Origin of the sequence: Microbispora sp. H10836 (genome assembly GCF_012999525.1) — a bacterium.
Taxonomy (GTDB): Bacteria; Actinomycetota; Actinomycetes; order Streptosporangiales; family Streptosporangiaceae; genus Microbispora.
Window position 1 is genome coordinate 335,363 of record NZ_JABBWU010000005.1, and the last position, 20,630, is coordinate 355,992.

General features: G+C 73.1%; 21 protein-coding genes and 1 pseudogene. 12 read left to right on the forward strand and 10 right to left on the reverse strand.

The genetic code is table 11. The features are described from left to right. The gene (locus HHX30_RS12995; protein ID WP_169982142.1) at window positions 1-501 is read right to left on the reverse strand and encodes a DinB family protein; all 501 of its coding nucleotides are present in this window, start codon (window positions 499-501) and stop codon (window positions 1-3) included. Between the two features lie 43 nt (window positions 502-544). Then, window positions 545-856 (reverse strand): bifunctional 2-polyprenyl-6-hydroxyphenol methylase/3-demethylubiquinol 3-O-methyltransferase UbiG, encoded by a 312-nt coding sequence (locus HHX30_RS13000; RefSeq protein WP_169982143.1) that lies wholly within the window; start codon window positions 854-856, stop codon window positions 545-547. A gap of 84 nt (window positions 857-940) precedes the next feature. Here HHX30_RS13000 and HHX30_RS13005 point away from each other — a divergent pair, with 84 nt between their 5' ends. After that, window positions 941-1,549: a helix-turn-helix domain-containing protein gene (locus tag HHX30_RS13005; protein ID WP_169982144.1), complete on the forward strand. Its 609-nt coding sequence runs from the start codon at window positions 941-943 to the stop codon at window positions 1,547-1,549. A 160-nt stretch (window positions 1,550-1,709) separates the two neighbouring features. Here HHX30_RS13005 and ligA read toward each other — a convergent pair whose 3' ends face one another. The 3 genes from ligA to HHX30_RS13020 all read right to left on the reverse strand — a co-directional run bounded on the left by ligA (window position 1,710) and on the right by HHX30_RS13020 (window position 5,376). Continuing rightward, entirely contained in the window at window positions 1,710-3,797 is a 2,088-nt protein-coding gene (gene ligA, locus HHX30_RS13010) for an NAD-dependent DNA ligase LigA (RefSeq protein WP_169982145.1), read from the reverse strand. Window positions 3,798-4,014: 217 nt separating this feature from the next. Further along, on the reverse strand, window positions 4,015-4,764 hold the full coding sequence (locus HHX30_RS13015; RefSeq protein ID WP_249349948.1) for an SDR family NAD(P)-dependent oxidoreductase: 750 nt from the start codon (window positions 4,762-4,764) through the stop codon (window positions 4,015-4,017). 72 nt (window positions 4,765-4,836) lie between these two features. Further along, complete coding sequence (locus HHX30_RS13020) at window positions 4,837-5,376, reverse strand: CGNR zinc finger domain-containing protein (protein WP_311922346.1); 540 nt, start codon at window positions 5,374-5,376, stop codon at window positions 4,837-4,839. A 102-nt stretch (window positions 5,377-5,478) separates the two neighbouring features. Here HHX30_RS13020 and HHX30_RS13025 point away from each other — a divergent pair, with 102 nt between their 5' ends. From HHX30_RS13025 to HHX30_RS13035, 3 genes are all read left to right on the forward strand, one after another. Further along, window positions 5,479-6,243 carry a trans-aconitate 2-methyltransferase gene (locus HHX30_RS13025; RefSeq protein WP_169982148.1) on the forward strand — a complete coding sequence of 255 codons (765 nt, stop codon included), beginning with the start codon at window positions 5,479-5,481 and terminating at the stop codon, window positions 6,241-6,243. Between the two features lie 70 nt (window positions 6,244-6,313). Then, window positions 6,314-7,438, forward strand: coding sequence for an acetate/propionate family kinase (locus HHX30_RS13030; RefSeq protein ID WP_169982149.1), 1,125 nt, complete (start codon window positions 6,314-6,316; stop codon window positions 7,436-7,438). A gap of 11 nt (window positions 7,439-7,449) precedes the next feature. Continuing rightward, the gene (locus tag HHX30_RS13035) at window positions 7,450-8,232 is read left to right on the forward strand and encodes a PhzF family phenazine biosynthesis protein (RefSeq protein ID WP_169982150.1); all 783 of its coding nucleotides are present in this window, start codon (window positions 7,450-7,452) and stop codon (window positions 8,230-8,232) included. Window positions 8,233-8,297: 65 nt separating this feature from the next. Here HHX30_RS13035 and HHX30_RS13040 read toward each other — a convergent pair whose 3' ends face one another. After that, window positions 8,298-9,305: a carboxymuconolactone decarboxylase family protein gene (locus HHX30_RS13040; protein ID WP_169982151.1), complete on the reverse strand. Its 1,008-nt coding sequence runs from the start codon at window positions 9,303-9,305 to the stop codon at window positions 8,298-8,300. Between the two features lie 197 nt (window positions 9,306-9,502). Between HHX30_RS13040 and HHX30_RS13045 the strand changes: the two genes are divergently transcribed. Together HHX30_RS13045 and HHX30_RS13050 are read left to right on the forward strand one after the other, a co-directional pair. Further along, a complete protein-coding gene (locus tag HHX30_RS13045) occupies window positions 9,503-10,843 on the forward strand; it encodes a sensor histidine kinase (RefSeq protein ID WP_249349949.1) in 1,341 nt (446 codons plus the stop codon). Continuing rightward, complete coding sequence (locus HHX30_RS13050; protein ID WP_169982152.1) at window positions 10,840-11,514, forward strand: response regulator transcription factor; 675 nt, start codon at window positions 10,840-10,842, stop codon at window positions 11,512-11,514. The genes HHX30_RS13045 and HHX30_RS13050 overlap by 4 nt, the downstream gene beginning before the upstream one ends. Window positions 11,515-11,520: 6 nt before the next feature. Here HHX30_RS13050 and metE read toward each other — a convergent pair whose 3' ends face one another. Both metE and HHX30_RS13060 read right to left on the reverse strand, forming a co-directional pair. Then, on the reverse strand, window positions 11,521-13,749 hold the full coding sequence (gene metE / locus HHX30_RS13055) for a 5-methyltetrahydropteroyltriglutamate--homocysteine S-methyltransferase (protein WP_169982153.1): 2,229 nt from the start codon (window positions 13,747-13,749) through the stop codon (window positions 11,521-11,523). Between the two features lie 147 nt (window positions 13,750-13,896). Beyond that, entirely contained in the window at window positions 13,897-14,748 is an 852-nt protein-coding gene (locus HHX30_RS13060) for a helix-turn-helix domain-containing protein (RefSeq protein ID WP_169982154.1), read from the reverse strand. Window positions 14,749-14,834: 86 nt separating this feature from the next. On the opposite strand from HHX30_RS13060, the gene HHX30_RS13065 reads away from it, so the two are divergent. Further along, the gene (locus tag HHX30_RS13065; RefSeq protein WP_169982155.1) at window positions 14,835-15,632 is read left to right on the forward strand and encodes an SDR family NAD(P)-dependent oxidoreductase; all 798 of its coding nucleotides are present in this window, start codon (window positions 14,835-14,837) and stop codon (window positions 15,630-15,632) included. 335 nt (window positions 15,633-15,967) lie between these two features. Continuing rightward, window positions 15,968-16,621, forward strand: a complete 654-nt coding sequence (locus tag HHX30_RS13070) for a hypothetical protein (protein ID WP_169982156.1) — start codon at window positions 15,968-15,970, stop codon at window positions 16,619-16,621. 55 nt (window positions 16,622-16,676) lie between these two features. Here HHX30_RS13070 and HHX30_RS13075 read toward each other — a convergent pair whose 3' ends face one another. Further along, window positions 16,677-17,018 (reverse strand): MmcQ/YjbR family DNA-binding protein, encoded by a 342-nt coding sequence (locus HHX30_RS13075; RefSeq protein WP_169982157.1) that lies wholly within the window; start codon window positions 17,016-17,018, stop codon window positions 16,677-16,679. A 175-nt stretch (window positions 17,019-17,193) separates the two neighbouring features. Here HHX30_RS13075 and HHX30_RS13080 point away from each other — a divergent pair, with 175 nt between their 5' ends. Then, window positions 17,194-17,862, forward strand: a complete 669-nt coding sequence (locus HHX30_RS13080; protein ID WP_311922347.1) for an SDR family oxidoreductase — start codon at window positions 17,194-17,196, stop codon at window positions 17,860-17,862. Between the two features lie 321 nt (window positions 17,863-18,183). Here the strand turns inward: HHX30_RS13080 and HHX30_RS13085 are convergent, their stop codons facing one another. Continuing rightward, the gene (locus HHX30_RS13085) at window positions 18,184-19,089 is read right to left on the reverse strand and encodes a MerR family transcriptional regulator (protein WP_169982159.1); all 906 of its coding nucleotides are present in this window, start codon (window positions 19,087-19,089) and stop codon (window positions 18,184-18,186) included. Window positions 19,090-19,207: 118 nt separating this feature from the next. Here HHX30_RS13085 and HHX30_RS13090 point away from each other — a divergent pair, with 118 nt between their 5' ends. From HHX30_RS13090 to HHX30_RS41595, 3 genes and pseudogenes are all read left to right on the forward strand, one after another. Next, entirely contained in the window at window positions 19,208-20,029 is an 822-nt protein-coding gene (locus tag HHX30_RS13090) for an SAM-dependent methyltransferase (protein ID WP_169982160.1), read from the forward strand. 149 nt (window positions 20,030-20,178) lie between these two features. Next, a pseudogene (locus HHX30_RS43715) lies at window positions 20,179-20,367 on the forward strand (nuclear transport factor 2 family protein); the annotation flags it as partial. Between the two features lie 37 nt (window positions 20,368-20,404). Then, a complete protein-coding gene (locus HHX30_RS41595; RefSeq protein WP_249349950.1) occupies window positions 20,405-20,617 on the forward strand; it encodes an ester cyclase in 213 nt (70 codons plus the stop codon). The last annotated feature ends 13 nt before the right edge of the window (window positions 20,618-20,630 follow it).

Consider the following 20,630-nt stretch of genomic DNA (forward strand, 5'->3'; position numbering starts at 1 on the left):
TCAGCGCCCGGTCGCGCCGTCGATCAGTTCGCGGAGGATGTCCGCGTGGCCCGCGTGCCGGCCGGTCTCCTCGATCATGTGGGTGAGGGCCCAGCGGATGCTGGGAGCAGGGCGGTCCGGCCGCGGTCGAGGGATCGGCGCCCCGAGATCGGTGCACCCGTCGAGCACTTCGTTCGCGAGCTCGACCGTCAGCCGGTAGCGGGCGAGGACATCGGCCACGCTGTCGGTTGGTGCGGCCCGGAACGTCGCGGGCCAGTCGGTGACGTCGTCCCCGAGGAACGTCGCGCGTTCGACGAAGGTCAGGTGGTTGAGCAGGCCGAGCAGGTTCGTGCCCGATGGCACCGCGGCTGTTCGCACCTGCGGTTCGGGTGCGCCGTCGACCTTCGCGGCGATCGAGGTCCGGAGGTAGTCGAGGAATCCGCGCAGGGTCTCGGTCTCGTCGCCTCCGGTCCGGGGCGGCGGAGTGTCGCCGCGGCGGTTGGGGCGGATGGTGCCGGGCACCGTGGTCTCCTTCCTTCGTCGGGGAGCGGCGGCGGCCGCCGTGTCAGGCGGTGCGGCGGATGAGCAGGACATGGTCGGTGACCTCGGCGGTGCGCCCGCCCGGCCCGGTCGCGATCCGGCGTGGCGCGTCGGCCCGCTCGACCGCCACGGCCGAGATGTCGGTGGCGGTGACGCGCCACCCCTGGCCGGCGAGCCACAGCGCGTCGCCGCCGTCGCCGCATCCGAGGTCCAACGCGTCGCCGGGTGGCAGGCCCGCGACCGTCTCGGTGAGGCGGGCATTCGGCTGCGGGTCGCCGGCCGCCAGCCGGGCCGCGTGGACCCCGTCCCAGAACGTGACCGCATCAGTGGTGCTCATCAAGACTCCTCTTTCGGTTGCCCTAAGTCTTGCCAGGCGGGCCAGGCCTGGTAAGAAATCTTGCGGTTCTGGCAAGCTGGCCTCGTGGATCGCGAGACGGACGACGATGTTCTCGACGCGGTGGGGCCACGGCTGCGTGCGCTGCGTCGTGACCGCGGCCTCACCCTCGCCGACCTGGCGGCGACGACCGGCGTGTCGGAGAGCACCCTGTCCCGGCTGGAGAGCGGGCAGCGCCGGGCGACCCTGGAGTTGCTGCTGCCGCTGGCTCGTATCTACGACGTTCCGCTGGACGACCTGGTCGGCGCCCCGCGCACCGGCGACCCCCGGATACACCTCAAGCCGATCAGGCGCTTCGGGATGACGTTCGTGCCCCTGTCCCGGCGGCCCGGCGGGGTGCACGCGTTCAAGATGATCATCCCGGGCCGGCCGGAACCACTCGAACCGACCCCGCAGACTCACGAAGGCTTCGAATGGCTCTATGTGCTCAACGGTCGCCTGCGTCTCGTGCTCGGCGAGCGCGATCTGACGTTGCCGCCCGGTGAAGCAGCCGAGTTCGACACGTCCGTGCCGCACTGGCTGGGCAGCGCCGACGGCGGCGTGGTCGAGCTTCTCATCCTGTTCGGCCTGCAAGGGGTGCGTTCACACGTACGCGCCGATCCTCATCGGTCGTCTCAGGCCGGGAACCGGCGGTGAACTCGGACAGATATCGCTCCGGGGTCCCGTCGCCCGGACGAGGCGGCGTCCGGGAGGTCTGGTCCGGCCACGCCGGGCCGGACCAGGTCACCATCAGACCTCTCCTGAGCTTGCTCGGCTCGCCCGCCGGCTGTGGCTGCACGCGGACGAACAGGGTCGCCTACAACAGCGGCGCGACCATCTCGGCGAACTCCTCCGGGGAAACCACTCGCACGCCGAGGGATTCGGCCTTCGCCCGCTTGGACCCCGCGTTCTCTCCCGCGACGACCAGCGAGGTCTTCGCCGAAACGCTGGACGACGCCCGGCCCCCGGCCTGTTCGATGAGCTCGTTCATCTGGTTGCGGGACAACGCTGCCAGCCGCCCGCTCATCGCGCCCGTGACCACGACCGTCATCCCGGCCAGTGGCAGAGCAACCGGCTCGTCGCCGTCCGGCGCCGGGGTGGTCGCGCCGCCCTCGTCACCGGCCACCGCCGCCACACCGGGCTCGATCATGTTGACCCCGGCGCGGACGAGCTTGTCGATGAGGTCGCTCAGCTCGGCCAGCTCGGCGACGATCACGGGCGCCTTCTCCGGGCCGATGCCGTCCACCGACTGGAATCCCTCGGCGTCCGCCGCGCGGATGGCCTCCATCGTGCCGAAGTGCCGGGCGATGCGGCGGCTCATCGAGCGCCCCGTTCCCCTCACCCCGAGCGCGCAGAACACCCGGCTCAGCGGTCTGGTCCTGGCCCTGTCGATGGCGGTCAGGAGGTTGTCGGTGGACACCTCCCCCATCCGTTCCAGGCCCAGGAGCTGCTCGCGTGTGAGGAAGAAAAGGTCGCCGAAGTCGGCGATCAGAGCGGCGTCCAGCATCTGCTGGACACGGTTGTCGGCCAGCCCTTCCACGTCCAGTTGGTCGCGGCCGACCGCATACCGGATCGAGGCGATCGCGCGGCAGTTCCGGCCTCGCACGCACCTCCACCGCTCCTGCGAGGTGTCGATCTCGTCGCCGCAGGTCGGGCACACCTCCGGGAACACGATGGGCTGCTCGTCGCCGGTGCGCAGGTGCACCACCGGGGACTCCACCCGCGGGATCACGTCTCCGGCCTTGTAGACGACCACGCTGTCCCTCAGCATCAGCCCGCGGCGCTTGATGTCGGACGGGTTGTGCAGCGTCGCGTACGTCACGACGGAGCCGTCCAGCTCCACCGGTTCCAGCACCGCCCGCGGGGCGATCACGCCGGTCCTGCCGGTGTTCCACTCCACCTGGAGCAGCCTCGTGATCTTCTGCACGGCCGGCAGCTTGTAGGCGATCGCCCACCGCGGCGCCCGCGAGCCGAACCCGGCCTGCGCCTGGTCCGCCGCGTCATCCGCCTTGACCACGATGCCGTCGATCCCGAACGGCAGCTCCGGCCGCGCGGCCGCGATCTCCTCGATCCGCTGCTGCGCCTGCTCCACGGTCGTCGCGACGATCCCGGCGACCGCGGTCCCGGCCGTGGTCCGCACACCCTGGCCGGCGACCCAGTCCATCACCTGGCTGTGCGGCGACTCCCGGAGCCGCGTCGCGAGATCGGAGGTGTCATCGGGCAGCGGCAGCGCGCCGTACCCGAAGAACGTCAGCTCGCACACGTACGGCCGGTCCTGCGCCCTCAGCGTGCCCGCGGCGGCACTGCGCGGGTTCGCGAACGTGGTCCCGTCATGCGCCTGCCGTTTCGCACACGCCTCCTCGAACTGCCGGGCCGTCATCATCACCTCGCCGCGCAGCTCCACGGTGACCGGGTCGGCCAGCCGCCCGGGGAGACCGACGATCGTGCCGATCGCGTGTGAGACGTCCTCGCCCGCGCTCCCGTCGCCGCGGGTGACCAGCTGGACGAGGCGGCCGCCACGGTAGCGTGCGGCGATCGCCAGCCCGTCCAGCTTCGGCTCCACCGACCACGCGGTCACCGGACGCCCGAGGCGGCGCTCCAGCGAGGCGGCCCAGCCGGCCAGCTCCTCGGGCCCGAACACGTTGTCCAAGCTGAGCATGGGCACGGTGTGCGGGACATCACCCACGACTCCGGCGACCTTGCCCGTCGGTGAGGCCTCCAGCACCTGGTCGGGGTGGGCCTTCTCGTAGGCGGCGATGCCACGGACGAGCCTGTCGTAGGCGTCGTCGTCCAGCGGGGAGGTGCCGTCACCGTAGTAGGCCGCAGCCGCGTCGGCCGCCAGCTGGACCGCCTCGGCGTAGGCGGTCTCGCCGGGGATCGCGTCGATGGGGGGCGCTTCAGTCATGCGGCCATCGTGCCGGGCGGGTCCGACAAAGACGTCCGGCACCGTGCTCGCATCCCGCGACCGGTCCTCGGGCCGACACGGCTCCCCCGCGATCGCCGCCCAGAAGGCCGACGAGGTCGCTCCGCACGCTGTCCAGGTCGCTACCTGACGGCGGCCGGGCGGGCGATCGGGGGGGCGAGCGGCCGGCATCCGGTCGGGCGGTGTGCCCGGGCAAACGTCAGACGGTCCAGCCGCCGTCGACGTTGATCGTCGCGCCGGTGACGTAGCGCCCGCCGTCGCCGGCCAGGTGGGCGACGGTCGCGGCGATGTCGTCCGGCTCCGCGTAGCGGCCGAGGGCCGTCAGCCCCCGGATCGTGTCCGCCATGGGGCTGTCCGCCGGGTTCGACGCGGTGTCGGTCGGGCCGGGGTTGACGAGGTTGACCGTGATGCCGCGCGGCCCGAGGTCGCGGGCGAGCCCCTTGGTCATCCCGACCATGGCCGTCTTGCTCATGGCGTACAAGGCGAAGCCCGGGAAGACGGCCCGCTCGGCCATGTTGCTCCCGATGGTGATGACCCGGCCGCCTTCGGTCATGTGGGCCGCCGCCGCCCGCGCGGCCAGGAACGGCCCGCGCACGTTGGCCGCGAGCGTGCGGTCCACGTCCTCCGGCGCCAGGTCCTCGATCGGCGCCACGTGGAAGACCGCCGCGTTGTTGACGAGGACGTCGAGGCGGCCGAAGGCCGCGACGGCCTCGTCCACGGCTCCGGTCACCGCCGCCGCGTCGCCGTTGTCGGCCCGGATGACCAGCGCCCGCCGGCCCATCCCCTTCACCTTCTCGGCCACGGCGGCCGCGCTGTCCTCGTCTCGCTCGTAGGTCAGCGCCACGTCCGCGCCATGCTCGGCCAGCTTCAGGGCGACGGCCGCGCCGATGCCCCGGCCACCCCCGGTGACCAGCGCCGCCTTACCGTTCATGTCGTTGATCTCGTTCATGGTGTCGAGCATGGCGGGAACGGCGGCGGGAGGTCCGGCGGCGATCGGACCTGGCGTTCGCGGGCCGGACGCTCAGGCGCCGCGCGCCCGGAAGGCGGCGGTCTTCACCCGGTTCTGGCAGGCCGTGGAGCAGAAGCGCCGGGTGCCGTTGCGGGAGGTGTCCACGTAGACGCGGTCGCAGTGCGGCGCGGTGCACACGCCGAGCCGGTCGTGCAGCTCGCTGCCGAGCACCACGGCGAGGCCGGTCGCGCAACTGGCGGCGTAGTTGCCGGCCAGGGTGCCGCCCGCGCCGTGGAAGTGCAGGTGCCAGGGCTCCCCGTCGTGCCGGTCGAGATGCGGGCGCGCGTCCGTCTCCGCCAGCAGAGCGTTCACGGCGAGCGCCGCCGCGTCCACGTCGTCACGCGTCACCGCCTCGAACACGCCGCGCAGCCGCCCCGCGACCTCCGCGAGCGCGCCCGCCTCCGTCTCGGCGACCTCGGGCGCCCGTCTGTCGCCGTTCGCGAGGATGTCGGCGACCGCGGCGGCCCGCGCCTCACCCGTGGGCGGCTCGTACGGCCGGCCCCGCGCCTCACCGGCGGTCAGCGCGTTGACCAGGCCCACGGCGACCGACACGACAGCATCAGTGTGACTGTTGAAATTCACTTGACCAGTTACGCCCTTGCGTTCTACGTTTGTAACTGCCGAAAGCATACACGCCAGTTACAAGGAGACGGCATGCTCACTCTGGACGTCGCCACCCGGTGGATCGACCGCTGGGACCGCCAGCAGGAGGGCTACCTCCCCGACCGGGAGGAGCGCTTCACCGCGCTCATCGACGCGGTCGAGGCGGGCGTTGGCCGCCCGGACCCCCTGGTGATCGACCTCGGCTGCGGCCCCGGCTCGCTCTCAGCCCGGCTGCTGGACCGTCTGCCCCGGGCCACGGTCGTCGCGGTCGACGCCGACCCCCTGCTGCTGTCGCTCGGCCGGGCGGCGTACGGCGAGCGCGACGGCCTGCGCTTCGCCGACCTGGACCTGCGCGAACCGGGGTGGAGCCAGGCGCTCGGCCTCGGCCGCCCGGCGGACGCGGCGGTGAGCACGACCGCCCTGCACTGGCTGGCCGAGCCCGACCTGCGGGCCGTGTACGCCGAGCTCGCGACCGTGCTGCGGCCGGGCGGGCTGTTCCTCAACGGCGACCACCTGGTCTCCGAGGACACCACTCCCACGCTGGCGCGCCTGGAGCAGGCCGTGCACGAGAGCGAGGAGCGGCGGCGCTTCGCCGGCGGCCGCCCCGAAGACTGGCGCCAGTGGTGGGACGCGATCACCGCCGACCCCGACCTCGCGGGTGTCGCGGCGCCCCGGCCGGCCACCGCCTCGCACCACGGCTCGGAGTCGCTCCACCTGTCCACCCACGTCGAGGCCCTCCGCTCGGCGGGCTTCGCCGAGATCGGGACGCTGTGGCAGCGCGGCCACAACCGCCTGCTCTGCGGCGTACGCCCGTAATCCCCGCAGGGACCTCTGGCCGAGGGGCCGCCCCGGGTTTGCCCGCCGGATCACCGGGGAGACGGACGCCATGAAACCGGTCGTGCTCACCGTCAACGCCGGCTCCAGCAGCCTGCAGCTGCATCTGGTGCGGGACGGCCGCGTGCTGCGGACCGAGCACAGCGAGCACGGCCCAGACCCCGCCGCCGCCGCCGCGGAGCGTACGCTGTCGGACTTCCTGTCCGGGGCGGACGCCGAGGTGACCGCCGTCGGTCACCGGCTCGTCCACGGCGGCGAGGCCGTCCGCGCGCCGGCGGTCGCCGACGACGACGTGGTGAAGGCCGTGCGCGGGTACGCCGACCTCGCGCCACTGCACGTGCCGCCCGCGCTCGCGCTGGTGGAGGCGGCCCGGCGGGTGCTGCCGTCGGTGCCACACGTGCTGTGTCCCGACACCGCCTTCCACGCGGGGCTGCCCGCCGCCGCCGCGACCTACGCCCTGCCCGCCGAGTGGCGGCGCCGGTGGGGCCTGCGCCGCTACGGCTTCCACGGGCTGTCGTACGCCTGGGCGGCCCGGCGGGCGGCCGAGCTGCTCGGGCGGCCCGCCGAAGAGGTCGATCTGGTCCTCACGCATCTCGGCGGCGGGTGCTCGGTCTGCGCCGTACGGAACGGCCGGAGCGTGGACACCTCGATGGGGTTCACGCCGCTGGAGGGCGTGCCGATGAGCAAGCGGTCGGGCAGCGTCGATCCCGGCATGCTCCTGTGGCTGCTGTCCGGTTCACGCCTCACGCTGGAGGAGCTGCGCGACGGGCTGGAGCACGACTCCGGCCTGCTCGGGCTCTCCGGCGGCCTGTCCGGCGACACCCGTGACCTGGTCGCCTCGACCGGCGAGGCCGCCGCGCTGGCGCTGGACGTGTTCGCCTACCGGGTGAGCCGGGAGATCGCCGCCGCGACCGCCGCCCTCGACCGGCTCGACGCGCTCGTGTTCACCGGCGAGATCGGCTGGGACCAGCCGGAGGTGCGCGAGGCGGTGTGCGCCAGGCTGTCGCTGCTCGGCGTCGAGCCGCCCGCCGTGACCGACGCCGACCGGGACCGCGTCGTCAGCCCGCCGGGCGCCCGCGTGCCGGTCCTGGTCGTACGGCCCCGCGAGGAGCTCCAGGTCGCCCGGGAGACCCTCGCCGCGCTCGGCCGTGCCGCCGGTGATGCCGCACGGCCGTAGAATCCGCGGACATGCGCGTCTTCACCGTGGACTCCTTCACCGACCGGCCGTTCCGGGGCAATCCCGCCGCGGTCTGCCTCCTCGACGAGACCGTGCCGGACGAGTGGATGCAGGCGGTGGCCGCCGAGATGCGCCATTCGGAGACGGCCTTCGTGCTGGCGCAGGACGACGGGCCGCGCTCGCTGCGCTGGTTCACCCCCGCGGTCGAGGTCGCGCTGTGCGGGCACGCCACCCTGGCCACCGCGCACGTCCTCTACTCCCTGGGCGAGTCCGGACGGCTGGAGTTCGCCACGAAGAGCGGCGTGCTCGCCACCGAGCAGGCGGGCGACGGCCTGATCACGATGGACTTCCCGGCGAACCCGGCCACGTCGTGCCCGCCCCCGGACGGCCTCGCCGAGGCCCTCGGCCTCACACCCCTGTGGACCGGGTGCAGCCGCTTCGACGTCCTGGTCGAGGTCGGGTCGGCCGACGAGGTGCGCGCCGTCGACCCCGACATGGCGCGACTGGCCGAGGTCGAGGCCAGGGGCGTCATCGTGACGGCGTCCGGCGAGGGCACCTCCGCCGACTACGTCTCCCGGTTCTTCGGGCCCCGGGTGGGCGTGCCGGAGGACCCGGTCACCGGCTCGGCCCACTGCGTGCTCGCGCCGTACTGGTCGGGCAGACTCGGCCGGGACACACTCGTCGGGGAACAGCTGTCGCAGCGCGGCGGGACCGTGCGCACGACCCTGCGCGGCGACCGGGTCGAACTCGCCGGGCAGGCGGTGACCGTCTGGTCCGGCGAGCTGGAGGTCTGACCTCCCTTCCGGTCACGCTCTGACCGTACGCAGGGCTGGGCCCAGGGGACGAGCGCCCCTCGGCGTCAGGAGGTCGCCACGGCGAGGGCGGCCTCGATCCGCCACACGGCGATGATCGCCCCGAGTGCCAGCAGTCGCACGAGGTCGGCGTCGGACCGGCCGCCCCCGGCCTCCCGCCAGGCGGCGACGTCGGCGTCGGTCACCCGGTACGGCGCGAGGGCGGCCAGCAACGCGAGCCGGGCCGCCGGTCGCTCCGCGGGCGCGACCTGCGCAAGCGGGCCGGACGGCCAGCCGGACAGAGCTGGGTGCGCGCCGTCCCAGGCCGCGACGGCCTCCACGACCGCCTCCCTGGCCGTGCCGCCCAGGAGGGAGGCCCCCTCCCCCGCCGTGGCGTGCAGCGCGGCGAACGCCGTCCCGGCCGGCGTTCCCGCCCCCCATGCCGGGACCCTGCCCGACGGCAGCCCCCGCAGCAGGGGCAGCGCCTCGCCCGGCGGCAGGCTGCGGCGTACCGTCCTGGCCAGAGCCCTGCCGCCCAGGTTGCGGACGAGCCGGGACCGCTGCAGGCCGGCCGGCAGGAGATCGCCGGTCAGCAGCGACGACACCAGCCGGTTGATGAAGTGGAAGGCGAGGGCCGTGCCGACGTGCTCGGCCGCCTGATCCGGCGGGCACGGCGGCGCCTGTCCGGCCGTCGCCGTGCCGGTGGCCCAGGCGAACAGCCGCGCGTGCTCCGGATCGGACGGTGTCTCCCCGCGCGCCACGGTCTCGGCGAGCCGGTGCTCGCCGGTCGCGTGCAGGAGCACGGTGTGCGCGTCCACGCAGAACGGGCACTTGTTGGCGAGAGAGACCCCGGCGGCGACGACCTCCTTGGCCGTCCTCGGAGCCTGCCCGGCGAGCAGCGACTCGCGCAGCACGGCCCAGGTGGGCGCCAGCACGTCCGGAGCCGGGGACAGCGTCATGAACAGCGGCAGGCGGGCCATGCCGAAATCCCGGGCGATCTGGTCGTAGACCTCGGCCACCCTGCCGGTCGCCGCCTGCCTGGGCACCGGGGTCACGTAGCGGTATGGCGTGGGCATCCTGGCCTCCCCATCGGTCGTGCTGTCATGCGGCCCGATCCTGCCGGTCGCCGCCGTCCCGGTCGTCGTACGGCGGAAGGCGTTCCACGCCGCTCCCTGGCACGGCGGGAGGCGGCCGCCGTACTCCGGCGGGAGTAGTGCGGGACCGGTCCGCCGGGAGGAGGCGGCGCGAATCGGTCACGGTTTACGCTTCGCACATGGACGGCGATCGCGGACGGCAGGCCTCCCCCGGCCCACCCGTCTCCCCGGATCAGAAGGCGTCCCCTGGCACCGATGTGGTCGCACCGGCTCCGCCGGACAGCCGGACAGGTGCGCGGCGCCTGTCCGGGACGTACGCCGCGGACGCCGCGATCGCGGGCGTCATGGCGGCGCTGCTCGCGGGCGGGACTCTGCTGCCCGGCGCGCCGAGCGGCCCGGCGCGGGTGGGGGTGGTGGGCTACCTGCTCCTGGTGGGCGGGTCCGCCGCCCTGGCCGTTCGGCGGACGGCGCCGGTGACCGCGCTCGTCGTCTCGGCAGCCTGCATGCTGGCCTACGCCCTGCGGGTGCCCCCCGAGACCGCGACCGCCTTCCCCGTGATGATCACCGTCTTCTCCGCCGCGAACGCCGGCCGGCGCGTGTGGGCGGCGTCGGCGAGCGCGGTCTACCTCGCCGGTGTCCTGCTGGTGGAGCTGTCGGACCTCGGCACGCGGACCCCGCGCGAGGTGGTGGACCGGGTCGGCCTGCTGCTCGGCTGGTTCGTCGCCGCCAACGTGGCGGGGGTCGTCTCCCGGCAGCGGCGGGCCTATCTGCGCCAGGCCGAGCAGCGCGCCATCGAGGCGGAGCGCACCCGCGAGGAGGCCGCGCTGCGCCGGGCCGGCGAGGAGCGGCTGCGCATCGCCAGGGAGCTGCACGACTCGCTCACCCACAGCATCTCCATCATCAAGGTGCAGGCCGGGGTGGCCGTCCATCTGGCGCGCAAGCGGGGAGAGGACCTGCCGCCCGCGCTGCTGGCCATCCAGGACGCGAGCGCCGACGCCATGCGGGAGCTGCGCGCGACGCTGGAGGTGCTGCGCGAACCCGGCGCCGACGACGCCCCCGGCACGGCCCGGGCCGACCGGATCGGCGAGCTGGTCGAGCGGGCGCGGTCGGCGGGTGTGCCCGCGACGCTGGCGGTCACCGGCACGCCCTGCGCCCTGCCGCCCGAGGTCGACCTGGCCGCCTACCGGATCGTGCAGGAGGCGCTCACCAACGTGGCGCGGCACGCGGGCCCCGCCTCGGCGTCCGTGCACGTCGGCTACCGGCCCGGCGCCCTCGTCGTACGCGTCGAGGACGACGGCCGGGGCCTGCCCGACGTGCCGGCCGCCCCCGAGCGGCCCGGAGCGGCTCGCACGGGCGTCGGCCTCACCGGCATGCGGGAGCGGGTGTCCGCGCTCGGCGGGCGGCTCCAGGCCGGTCCGGGGCCGGAGGGCGGGTTCACCGTCCACGCCGAACTGCCGCTCACGGCCGCGGCGACCGGGTTCGGCGACGGCGTGCTCGCGGTCGAGGAGGGTGCGGCGTGATCAGAGTGCTGCTCGTGGACGACCAGGCGCTCATCCGGGCCGGGTTCCGGGCGCTGCTCGACGCCGAGGAGGGCATCGAGGTGGTCGGCGAGGCGGGCGACGGCGGCCAGGGCCTGGCGCTGGCCGAGCGGCACGTGCCCGACGTCGCGCTCGTGGACATCCAGATGCCCGTCATGGACGGCATCGAGACGACCCGCCGCATCGCCGCCGACCCCCGCTTGACCGCGACGCGCGTGGTGATGCTGACCAACTACGGGCTCGACCGGTACGTGTTCGACGCGCTGCGGGCGGGCGCGAGCGGGTTCCTGCTCAAGGACACCGAACCCGTGGAGCTCCTCCAGGCGATCAGGGTCGCGGCGCGCGGCGACGCCCTGCTGTCCCCGGCCGTCACCCGGACGCTGATCAGCGAGTACGTCTCCCGCCCGCCGGACGCCGTGCCGACGGCCGCCCTCGGGGAGCTCACGAACCGCGAACGGGAGGTCGTCGCCCTGGTCGCGCGCGGCCTCACCAACGAGGAGATCGCCGCGCACATGGTGATCAGCCCGTTCACCGCCAAGACCCACGTCAGCAGGGCGATGACGAAGCTGGGCGCGCGGGACCGCGCCCAGCTCGTCGTCTTCGCCTACGAATCCGGCCTGGTGGTCGCCCGGGGTTCCGTCAAGCCCCGCTGAACGTGCTCAGGCGTGTCGCGCACGCAGGCGGGCGGCCGCTTCGACGACGCCTGCGAGCGCGGCCTCGACCTGCTCGTACGAGCGGGTCTTCAGCCCGCAGTCCGGGTTCACCCAGAGCCGCTCGGCGGGCACCGCCCGCAGCGCCTCCGTGAGCAGGGCCTCCACCTCGTCGGCGCCCGGAACGCGCGGCGAGTGGATGTCGTACACCCCCGGTCCGAGCCCCCGGGAGAAGTCGCCGACCGCCCCGAGCAGCCGCCCCCGCGAGCGTGCCGACTCGATGCTCGTGACGTCGGCGTCGAGGGCGTCGATCGCGGCGAGGATCTGGTCGGCGTCCGAGTAGCACAGGTGCGTGTGGATCTGCGTGCACTCATCCGCGCCCGAGGTGGCCCATCGGTAGGCCGCGACGGCCCACTCCAGGTACGCGTCCTGCTCGGCACGCCGCAGCGGCACCAGTTCCCGCAGGGCCGGCTCGTCGACCTGGATGACGCGGATGCCCGCCTCCTCGAGGTCGCCGACCTCCTCCCGCACGGCGTCGGCGACCTGGAGGACCACCTCGCGCAGCGGCAGGTCGTCGCGGACGAACGACCACGCCACGATCGTCACCGGGCCGGTGAGCATGCCCTTGACCGGCTTGCTCGTGAGCGACTGCGCGTACCGCGCCCAGCGGACGGTGATCGGCTCGGGCCGCCGTACGTCGCCGTGCAGGATGGGCGGGCGGGTGCAGCGCGAGCCGTACGACTGAACCCAGCCGTGCCGGGTGACGGCGAAGCCGTCGAGGTGCTCGGCGAAATACTGCACCATGTCGTTGCGCTCGGCCTCGCCGTGCACGAGGACGTCCAGCCCGAGCCGCTCCTGCAGTGCGATCACCCGCTCGATCTCCGTGCGGAGCATGCCCTCGTACGCCGCCTCGCCGATCTCCCCGGCCGCCAGCGCGGCCCTGGCGCGGCGCAGTTCGCCCGTCTGGGGGAACGAGCCGATCGTGGTGACCGGGAGAATCGGCAGCTTGAGGTGCTCGGCCTGCGCGGCCGCCCGTACGGGGTAGGGAGCGCGGCCCTGCGCGGTCCGGCGTCCGGACGCGTGCGGACGGCCCTGGGCCGCGGGCTGTCCGGGCACATGACGGCGGGGTGCATGACGGCGGGGTGCGGCGGCGAGCAGGTCCGCCAGCTCGACCACCTCGGCGACCTTCTGCTCGGCGAACGCCAGCCGCTCCCGCAGCGCGGGATCGAGGCCGGTCTCCCGCTCCACGTCGTACGGCACGTGCAGCAGCGAGCACGACGTGCCCACCGCCACCCGGCCGGCGCGCTCCCGTACGGCGAGCAGCGTGGCCAGCGCCCGGTCCCGGTCGGTGCGCCACACGTCGCGGCCCGACACCACACCGGCGACGACCGTCTTGCCGGCCAGCGCGTCCACGCCGTGTGCCGTGCCCCGGACGAGGTCCAGGGCGACGGCCTCGACCGGCGTCGCGGCCAGCACCGGCAGCGCGTCGCCTAGGTCCCCGAAGTAGGAGGCGACCAGCAGCGCGGGCCGGTTCTCCAGCCGTCCCAGCCGTCCGTAGGCCGCCTCGACCGCGGCCAGCTCGGCGGGGGTGCGGTCGGCGACCAGGGCGGGCTCGTCCAACTGCACCCAGCCGACGCCCTCCGCGGCCAGTTCGGCGAGCAGCCGCGCGTACACCTCGACGACGTCGTCCAGCCGGTCGAGCGGGGCGAACCCGCCGGGGCTGCCAGGCGTGGCCTGCGCCAGCAGCAGGAACGTCACCGGCCCGACCACCACCGGCCGGGTCTCCAGCCCCAGCGCCCGAGCCTCGCGCACCTCGGCCAGCGGCTTGGCCGCGTCGAGGGAGAAGACCGTCTCCGGGCCGATCTCCGGGACGATGTAGTGATAGTTGGTGTCGAACCACTTGGTCATGCGCAGCGGGGGGATTCCCTCGGCGCCACGGGCCATCGCGAAGTAGGTCGCCAGGTCGTCGTCCTGCCGGTAACGCTCGGGCACCGCGCCCAGGAGCACCGCCGTGTCGAGGACCTGGTCGTAGTAGGAGAACGTGTTCGACGGCAGCCCCTCCAGGCCCAGCGCGGCGAGCCGCCGCCAGGAGTCCTCCCGCAGACGCCGCGCCGTACTCTCCAGATCTCCCCGGCTCGTGCGTTCCTCCCAGTACGACTCCAGCGCCCGCTTCAACTCCCGATCGGGGCCGATCCTCGGATACCCCAGCACGGTCGACGCGGGAAAAGACGACGTCATCACGACTCCTCGTTCGTCAGACAGGACGCCCCGCATCCTCCCCGCGCCGGACCCGCTCCCGACCCGATCCATTGCCCGTGCTTATGGATCACCGCGCTGTCATCCTGATAAGCCGCAGGCATCCATAAGCAGCGAACGGCCGCAAGGTCAGCGGGGGGCGTCCATGCGCTGGGTGCCGATGACCGACAGCAGCCGCAACGCCTCCTCGGACGGCGAACCGGGGACGGCGGTGTAGATCACCACCTGCTGGTCGCGGTCGCTGATGTCGAGAACGTCGCAGTTGACGGTGACCGGGCCGACCATCGGGTGCCGGAAGGTCTTGCGCAGCGTGGGCCCGCCCCCCACGTCGTGGGACCCCCACAGCCGTGCGAACTCCGCGCTCTTCGCGAGGAGCTCGTCCACCAGCTCGGTCACCTCGGGCGCGTCGGGGTAGCGGGCGGCGGCGGCACGCAGGCGCCGGGCCGCGTGGCGGGCGAACTCCTCGGCGTCGGAGACCCCGTACAACCGCCGTCCCTCGCGGTGCGGTCCGATGAACACGCGGCGCACCAGGTTGCGGTCGCGCCGCGGCAGGGCGGAGAAGTCCTCCATGAGAGCGGCCGCCAAGTCGTTCCAGGCGAGCACCTCGAGCGTCGCGGACGTCACGAACGCGGCGGTCTGCGGCAGCCTCCGCAGCAGGTCCAGGATGCTCTGCCGCACCTCGCGCGAGGGCCCCGGCGGCGGGGCGGGCGGGGCGCCGGCGAGGTGGTGGAGGTGGGCACGCTCGGCGTCCGACAGGCGCAGGGCCCGGGCCAGCCCGGCCAGCACCTCGCGTGACGGACGCGGGCCGCGGGCCTGTTCCAGCCGTGTGTAGTACTCGGCCGAGATGAAAGCCAGCTGCGCCACCTCCTCACGGCGCAGCCCCGGAGTTCGGCGCCGGGGCCCGGCGGGCAGTCCCACGTCGGCGGGACTGATCCGCTCGCGCCTGCTGCGCAGGAATTCGGCCAGTTCTCGTCGGTCCACACCTCCAGTGTGACCAGGTCGCGGCGGCGATCCAGGTACCGCCGGTGCCTGGATGCGCCGCGCCCAGCGGCGAAGACTCGTCTGCCATGGACAACACACCGACCACTGAGACGCTCACACCCGCCGCGGGCCTGCTGGCCGGCAAGGTCGCCTTCGTCAGCGGCGCCGGACGCGGTATCGGAGCCGCGGCGGCGCGGCTGTTCGCCCGGGAGGGCGCCCGAGTGCTGCTCGCCGCCCGGACGGAGACCCAGCTGAAGGCGGTGACAGAGGAGATCCGAGCGGCGGGCGACACCGCGGACCATGTCGTGTGCGACCTGGCCGACGCGGCGAGCGTGCGCGCCGCCGTGAGCCGCGCCGTGGACCTGTACGGCCGGCTCGACGTCGCCTTCAACAACGGGGCGGCGATCCAGCGGCCCGGCCCGATGGACCGGATGCCGGAGGCCGACTTCGACCACATCTACGCCGTGAACCTCAAGGGCGTCTGGCAGGCCATGGTCGCCGAGGTGGAGGCGATCCGGGCCACCGCCGGCACGGGCGCCATCGTCAACAACTCGTCCGTCGGCAGCCTGCGGGGCAACCCCGAGCTGCCGGCCTACGGTGCGATGAAGCGGGCGGTCAACAGCCTCACCGAGTCGGCCGCCGTCACCTACGGCCCCGAAGGCATCCGCGTCAACGCGATCGCCCCCGGCAACACGCTCACCGACATGATCCGCGACTGGGAGGCCGAATCCCCCGGTCTCCAGGAGCGGCTCACGGCGCAGACACCGCTGCGCCGCGCGGCCGACCCGGCCGAGATCGCCGAGGCCGCCGCCTGGCTGCTGAGCGACCGCTCCTCCTTCGTGACCGGCACGGTCCTGCGGGTCGACGGCGGCGCCCGCGCCTGAGCCGGGGCGGAACTCCTGACGGCGGGCCCGCGTCATCACGACGATGCCGTCGTGCGTCGAGGCGGTGGGGTGATAGCGGAGCTCTGAATGGCGGTGCTCGGTGTTGTAGTACGGGAAATGCGTCGGCGGATCGCGGTGGCGGTCACCGTACCCCGAGAGGCCCGGCCGCCGCCATTCTCACGATTTCGATCGGCCTCCTCCACCCCCAACCATGATTCCGCCGCCGCGCACGTCGCCATTCCGTGAATTCTGACAGTCTCCGAGACGGGGGGTGCCAAACCATTCGGTCGTCACTCATTGATTTTCCACTCTGGACAACTCTATTATCCCGTCCCATGCGATCTGCGATCTTGGGTGGTCTCGCCGCCTCCATCCTGCTGGCCTCCGCCGTTCCCGCGATGGCCGCCGGGTCCGGCAAACCCCTGACACCCGCCCAGTTACGCGCGGCACTGCTGACCCCTGACGATTTCGGCGACGAATACACCCCCAACACCAAGCGCAATCGCGAGGCGCTGGAGGCCGACCAGGCCCACACGAAGAAGTGCGCGAAGGCCGTCAGTGCGCTGAAACCGCTCCTGAAGAGCAAGGCGGCCGTCTTCATCGACAAGGAGGGCGACCCGGCGGGAATCAAGCAGTTCGCGCTCAGCGGCACCTCCTCCACCATGGCCTCCTGGAAAAATGCGGGCATGGTCATGGTCCGCGACTGCGCCGGGGTCAAGGCGAATACCCGTACCGCCAAGGTGGGCATCACCAGGCTCTCCGTCGGCAAAGTGGGAAGCTGGGCGTACGGGATCAGATACAGCAAGGTGATTCCCGAAATGAACCCGGATCCGATCTACGCGACGGACCTTGTGCTGCTCGGAGCCGGAAACACCGTCACACTGCTCGTGAGCGACGGTTACTTCGCGACCTTCGATCCCGGCCTCAGCAGGCGGGCGGCGGAATTGGCGGTGCCCAAGATTCGTAACGCCCAGAAAACGGCCTCCTGAACAAGAGCGGCAATCCCCGGCCGTCGAGGAGAAGATTGAGGAGTTCGACGGGCGGTCAGCTCGCGTCGTACGCGGCGGCCACCCGTTTGGGGACGACCATCCGCCAGGCGTCGACGACGAGCTCCCGCATCTCGGTCTCGTCGATGGCCGCCATCATGACCCTGACCCAGTGGTAGCGCTCGTCCGAGGGACGGGGCATGAGGAACTTCTCCGGCTCGGAGGCCACGAGGGCGGCCCGCTCCTCCTTGGGGAACCCGAAGCCCATCAGGGTCTCGTCCGGGGAGACGGAGGCGTACACGATGCCTCTGACGCGGAACTTCACATGGTCGCGCACCAGTGCCTCCTCGGTGCGGGGCAGTGCCAGCGCGACCCGCCGTACGTCGTCGACCGTGACCATCAGACGCCTTCCTCGAAGCGGACGGACCCCGTCGTAGCCGGCCATGAGAGACCGAACATCGTCACGGACGAACCGTAGCCGCGGCCACCGACATTCCGGCCGGGGTCCCGTCGCGGACGACCGCTCGGGGAAAAACCGTGGCCCGGGTCGCTCGGCGAGTGCCAGACTTCTGGCGGTGATCGATCCTCGACTGACGGGCCGGGTGGCACTGGTCACCGGGGCCAACCAGGGCATCGGCGCGGCCACCGCGGTCTCGCTCGCCGCCTGCGGGGTGGCGGTCCTCCTCGCCTACAAGCGCCTCGATCCCGCCGAGCACGGCGGCGATCCGGCCTTCCCCGAGGCGTACGGGAGGCTGCGGGCGCGGGACGCCCAGGAGGTCGTGACCCGGATCCGGCGGGAGGGCGGCCGGGCCGAACATGTGGAGGCCGACCTCGCAGGCGCCGACACGGTCGGCGGGCTGTTCGACCGGGCGGAGGCGGCCTTCGGCCCGGTCGAGATCCTGGTCAACGTGCGGCGCGGCGCCACGTGGGGGCGGATCATCGGGCTCACCTCCGGCGGGCCTGCGGGATTCCCCGAGGAGGTGTCCTACGGCGCGGCCAAGGCGGCCCAGGAGAACTACACCATGTCGGCCGCCGCCGAACTCGGCCGCTATGGGATCACGGCGAACATGCTGCGCCCGCCCGCCACCGACACCGGCTGGGTCACCCCGGCGGTCGAGAAGGCCGTCCGCGCGGCCGGCCCGCTGCGGCACGTCGGCACGCCGGAGGAGGTGGCCGAGGTGATCGTCTTCCTGGCCTCGCACCAGGCCCGTCACGTCACCGGGCAGGTCATCTCCATGTCCTGACCGCGAATGGGCTCACCGGAACGCCGGCTCACGGGCGCCGGGCGGCGGCCAGGAACATGGGGACGGCGAGGAAGAGCATGTCCCGCCGCGCGCGGCCGGCCTGCTCCATGGTCCAGCCGTCGGCCTGCCCCCGGATGACCGCGCCCGCGGCGTACGCGCCGGGTCGGCCAGGCCGTGGTAGACCTTGTCGGCTCGATAATCGGCCTACGCCGAAGCGTGGCGGCACGCCTCGGCGGGGCCGGCTCTCGCCGCCGGCGCGGATGGCACGCTGCGAAGGCGCGCGCGGCGGACCCGGACGGGATCAGATCCGCACTCCCAGCCTCAGGGATGGGCGCGGAGGGCCTCGAGAAGCCAGGCGAAGTCATCCGCGTGGGACGGCTTGGGCTCCCGGCCGTTGATCAGGGCCATGAGATGCCGGTAGCGCTCGGCCTCGGCGAACAGGCCGGCCTCCAGGCGCTCCCTGACGGCCGCCCGGCCGGCGGCGTCCATGTCGCCGAGCAGGCGGGCGACGACCTCGGCGGCCTCGGGCGATTCCGGGCGCACGCCGTTCTCGCGCGCCTCCCCGGCGATCCAGGCGACCTTCTTGGCGAACCACATGAAGGCCCCCGGCTCCTGTCCCGCCCGACCGCGAGTGTTCTGCTCCACCATGTCGCGCATGCGCCGCCGGAAGCCCGGGTCGCGTACGAGCCCGGCGAGCTCCACCCAGGCGTCCGCCTGCTCGGGCGTGGGGTCGTCCGGCAGGTCGATCTCGGTGTGCCGCAGCCTGCGCCGCAGCTCGGGATCGGCGTCCAGGCCGCCGAAGACCTCGTCCACGAAGTCCTCGATGATTCGCCGCCGTTCCTCGGCGGACAGCCGTGCCAGGTCGTTCAACCGTTTCATCTCCTCCGTGCCGGACCGCCGCCTCGCGACGGCGCTGAGCACCGCACGCCGGAGCCGCAGGGTGCGGATCTGCGCGTCCAGTGCGCTGACGTGGACGGCGGCGACCTCGGCCAGGGTGACCCTCCGCTCCAGCACCCGGCGTACGTCGTCGAGACCGAGGCCGAGCTCGCGCAGCGTCTTGACGAGCTCCAGCCGGGCCACGGCGCCCGCGTCGTAGAGCCGGTAGCCTCCCTCGCTCCGCCCGGCCGGCGGCAGCGCGCCGACGTCCGACCAGTACCGGATCGTGCGCACCGGCAGCCCGGTGCGGCGGGAGAGCCGTCCGATGGTGAACAGCCCCTCGTCGTCCATAAGCCCGAGTGTGGACCGTCCAGCGGCTGGAGACTCAAGCCCCCGGCCCGTACGGCTTTCGCGGCGCACGCCCGAGTATCTAAGGTGTGGGGTGATCAACTGACGGCAGGAGGACCGGGTGAGCGAAGTACCGGCGGACGGTCCCGGCGAGGAGCACCGTCCCAAGCTCGACACGAGCGTGCCCCACTCGGCACGCATCTGGAACTACTTCCTGGGCGGCAAGGACCACTTCACCGTCGACCGCGAACTCGGCGGGCAGATCCGGCAGGCGTACCCCGGCATCGTGGACATCGCCCGGCAGTCGCGGGGCTTCCTCGGCCGGGCCGTACGGCACCTGGCGGGCGAGGTCGGCATCCGGCAGTTCCTCGACATCGGCACCGGCCTGCCGACCGCCGACAACACGCACCAGGTGGCCCAGCGGGTGGCGCCGGAGTCGCGGGTCGTGTACGTCGACAACGACCCCTTGGTGCTGGTGCACGCCAACGCCCTGCTGACCAGCAGCCCGCCCGGCGTGACCGACTACATCGAGGCCGACGTACGCGAACCGGACAAGATCCTGCGGGCCGCGTCGAAGACGCTCGACTTCGGCGAGCCGGTGGCGCTCATGCTGCTGGGCATCATGGGCCAGGTGCTCGACGACGAGGAGGCGTACGGGATCGTGCGTCACCTCATGGACGCCCTGCCGTCCGGCAGTCATCTGGTGTTCGAGGACGGCACGAAGGTCGTCGCGCCCGAGGCGGCCGACGAGGCCGAGCGCATCCGCGCCGAGGGCGGCGACCCCTACCGGCTGCGGACGCCCGAGCAGTTCGCTCGCTTCTTCGACGGTCTCACGCTGCTGGAGCCGGGTGTGGTGTCGGTGTCGCGGTGGCGGCCCGAGCCCAGCCAGTTCGGGGAGGCGCCCGAGGTCGACGCGCTGTGCGGAGTCGCCCGCAAGCCCTGAACCCCCATGCCGACCCCGCGCCCATGCCGACCCCGCTCCCACGTCGACCGCGTGAGCCCTGAGCCCCCACGTGAGCCCCGGGCGCCGCGGCCCCGGCGTCGAAACCCGTCGCCACGGGTAGGAGTTCCCGGACGGGAAACGGGAGGCGGATGGGCGAGATCAGCGCGCTGCTCGACGCGCTCACGGACGCGATCGGCTCCCAGGACGAGGAGCGGGTGCTCCGCTGCTTCGGCACGGACGCCGTCTTCGTCACGCCCGCGGGGGTGATGGAGGGTCACGAGCAGATCGGGTGGTACTTCCGGCAGCTCTTCACGGCGTTCCCCGACATGCACAACGAGACCACCACACGAACCGTCCTCGACGACACCATCGTCCGTGGAGTGGACGTTCAGCGGCACCCACACCGGCGTGCTGCTGCTGCCGGGCGGCACGGAGATCACGGGCACCGGCCGCCGCGTGGTTTTCCCGGCGGCGGGCGCCTACACGATGGGCGACGACGGCGTGTTCGCCAGCGGGCGGGTCTATTACGACCAGTTGGCGTTCTACCGCCAGACGGGCTGCGACCTGCGTCTGCGCCGGACCGTCTGATCTCCCCATACTT